Here is a 2,954-nt window from a genome sequence, read left to right as displayed (position 1 = left end):
TGACTGGAGTTCAGACGTGTGCTCTTCCGATCTAGCAGTTTATAAATAAATTAAAAAAAGAATAAAAGTTAAAAATAAATTAATTTAATGCAAAACATTAAAAATCCGTTTAAGACTCTTTTTGATTATTTTCCTTAATCATTTCCTTCAAATCAGACAATTCTTGCTTCAACTCTTCAGAATACTCATTTGATTTTTCCAATTCCTTTTTGACTTCAGTCAATTCATTCCTAGTTTTTTCCAATTCAATTTCGTGAAAATTTAATTTCTGATTAATGAAATGCAGGTTTTCGTTTGTACTGATGCCCTCTTTCAAGACCCTATCTGTAAAGAAGGATGAAATTACCCCTGTGATTGTACTGAATACAAGCACTCCAGCTATGATTAGGAAAAATGAAATAAATTTTCCAAGGGGAGAGGTGAATCCCATATCCCCATAACCTACGGTTGTTAAAGTAATTATAACAAAATACAAACTGTCGAAAATATTATGAGAATCATCAGTGACTGTTAATAAAATTGTAAAGAAAATAATCACTACCAATACCACAAGCAATATTTTATCGATATTGGTACGTTTAATAACTTTTTCCAAATCATATTTCTTCACTATATTAACCGCCCTAAATACTCTGACAAGTCTTACTAATCTTAAAAAACGAGTTAAATTCAGGATTATAGAAACTGAACCGAATAATAAAAACACTTCATCAAATGGTATTGAGGCTATAAAATCTAAAAAATGCTCTTTAGTAAATTCCAATTTGGTATCTGATTTGTATAATCCATAGAAAAATTCGATTAATAAAAGAGCGCATATTGTTAAATCATAATATTTTACAAAGCCTGCATAGTCAATTAAATGAATTCTTGGGACAGGCAAAGAAATAAAAATTAGAATCAAATCAAAAATTACTAAAATATCAAATAATGATCCCAAATAGGGTTTAAACTTTTTTATATCCCTATTAACAACCTAAAATATGTTTTGAAGAATTTTTCTATAATAATTACACATTAATCTACAAGCAAAATTAAATTATGCAGAAATTCCTATAAAAACTGCAATAATTTATAAAACATGACAAAATAAAATAAAATAAAAAATCGTATAAAAAAAATCAAGCTAATAATTTAATATTAATTTAGCCTAAAGCCACAGTTTGTGCAGAACATGTCATCCTCATGAATTCCATTGCCGCAACTAGGACATTCTAAATCTAATTTATAACCGCATTGAGTGCAGAATTTTACTTTTGAAGAAAGTTCGCTATTGCAATTCGGACATATAATTTTTTCCTCAATATCCATACTGCGTTGAACTGAATCAGCAAAGTCATCTCCCTCATTAACAAGGTTCTGAGCTCTTTCATAAAGACCCTCCCCAGTGTCTAGTGAAAATTCATCAAAACTCTCCTCAGTGTCTAGTGATAATTCATCAAAACTATCTTCTGAATTAACTAGGCTTTGAGCAGCCCCAATAGAATTTTCTCTATCCTTAAGAAGGTTTTGAGATGTTTCAACACTCTCAGACAAACCTAAAAGCTCTTTTTTCTTAAGTTCAAACTCTTCTTCGGAAATGATTCCCTTTTCTTTGAGATTGAAAAACTTCTCAATTTCTGAAGCAGCATCCCTATTGCTTTCTAATGCAGGATTCCTAGCTATTGATTGATCATTTTCAAGTAACTCTTCCCTTAATTTTAAAATATACTCCTGAAGAGTTTGCAATGAGATTGTTGAAATAATTCCATGCCTTATCATTATTCTGTTGTTATATTCGTCAATGATATTGAGCTGCTTGTTGTCAAGGCGGATGGATTTGATGTTTTTTATGCTGAAGCTTCCCATTACCCTATTGCCTTGCTCTCCATAGACAAAAACATCTCCTTCCATATGGAACTTGCAGGTGAAGAAATCCACTTGTGATTTGCTTGTTGCAAAACCTCCGCCCCAGCCGTTGTTGGCATTTGCAATACCTGTTGTGGTTGTATTGATTCCTGCGAATTTGGCCTGGTAAGTCACACCGTTTTTAAATCCTTCATATCCAGTGGTCTTTTGTGCAATCTCATCAATATGATTCCAATATTCCTGAACCAATCCGTCGATGTCATTTTCATTGACTTCTTTCAGCTTGATACCCTTGTTTCTTAAAAGAAATAACTTAAATCCATGAATATTGTCCTTTTTCATAGCAGATGAAGCCTTATAATACTTCATGCCATATTTTTTCTCTAATACTTTGCTGATTTTTCCTTCTCCATACAAGGTAGAAGAATAGGCATTCCATAAACTCATTAAATTCCCCCTTAACTTTTCCAAGTTTAATATATTATTTAGATTTTTTAGTATATAAAATTCAATAAATCTTATTGATTAAAAGCAGTGATTAATAAATTCTAAAAATTCAATAAATCTTATTGATTAAAGTAGTGATTATTAAAATCTAAAAATTCAATAAATCTTATTGATTAAAAGCAGCGCATTATTAAATCCGAAAAATTCAATAAATCTTATTGATTATAAGCAGCACATTATTAAATCCCAAATATCGAATTTATTTACCTGCCCACAATTCTCCGCACTTAAATCCAATAGAACAAGTGGGAAATCAATAAAAAAAGCATATGAGTACTTTTTTTATTTGATTTAATAGAAAAAATGCAGAAAATATTAAAAAGAAGTATTATAAATAGTTAGAATGAATAATTTTATGAAAACTGAATAAAAAAAATTATAATCAATAATTAAAAAAATTTTTTATCCAGAACTATAATTTAAAATAAGCAAAGAAATAATTTTTAAAAAATTGAACTTGAATTGTAAATAAAATAATAAAAAAAGTTAAAAATAAATAAAGAGGAAAAAACCTATTTATCAAAAAAATGCAAAAAAATAGAATAAAAATAAATAAAGAGGAAAAAACCTCTTTATCTATAAATAAAGACATAGTTTTG

2 protein-coding genes are annotated in these 2,954 nt (G+C 28.7%); both read right to left on the bottom strand.

Annotated elements, in window-relative coordinates:
• Positions 1–109: 109 nt before the first annotated feature.
• Positions 110–940 (bottom strand): ion channel, encoded by an 831-nt coding sequence (locus Q0138_RS08660; protein WP_297983480.1) that lies wholly within the window; start codon positions 938–940, stop codon positions 110–112.
• Positions 941–1,140: 200 nt separating this feature from the next.
• Positions 1,141–2,295, bottom strand: coding sequence for a zinc ribbon domain-containing protein (locus Q0138_RS08655; protein ID WP_297983477.1), 1,155 nt, complete (start codon positions 2,293–2,295; stop codon positions 1,141–1,143).
• Positions 2,296–2,954: the final 659 nt, after the last annotated feature.

It is taken from the genome of uncultured Methanobrevibacter sp., assembly GCF_937906425.1.
Classification (GTDB): domain Archaea; phylum Methanobacteriota; class Methanobacteria; order Methanobacteriales; family Methanobacteriaceae; genus Methanobrevibacter.
Note: the sequence above shows the minus strand (reverse complement) of the source record. Positions and strands in the feature narration are given on the sequence as shown.

Bases quoted from the DNA above. Each gene is read 5' to 3' on its own strand.
- Q0138_RS08655 (WP_297983477.1), bottom strand. From the start codon at position 2,295: ATGAGTTTATGGAATGCCTATTCTTCTACCTTGTATGGAGAAGGAAAA.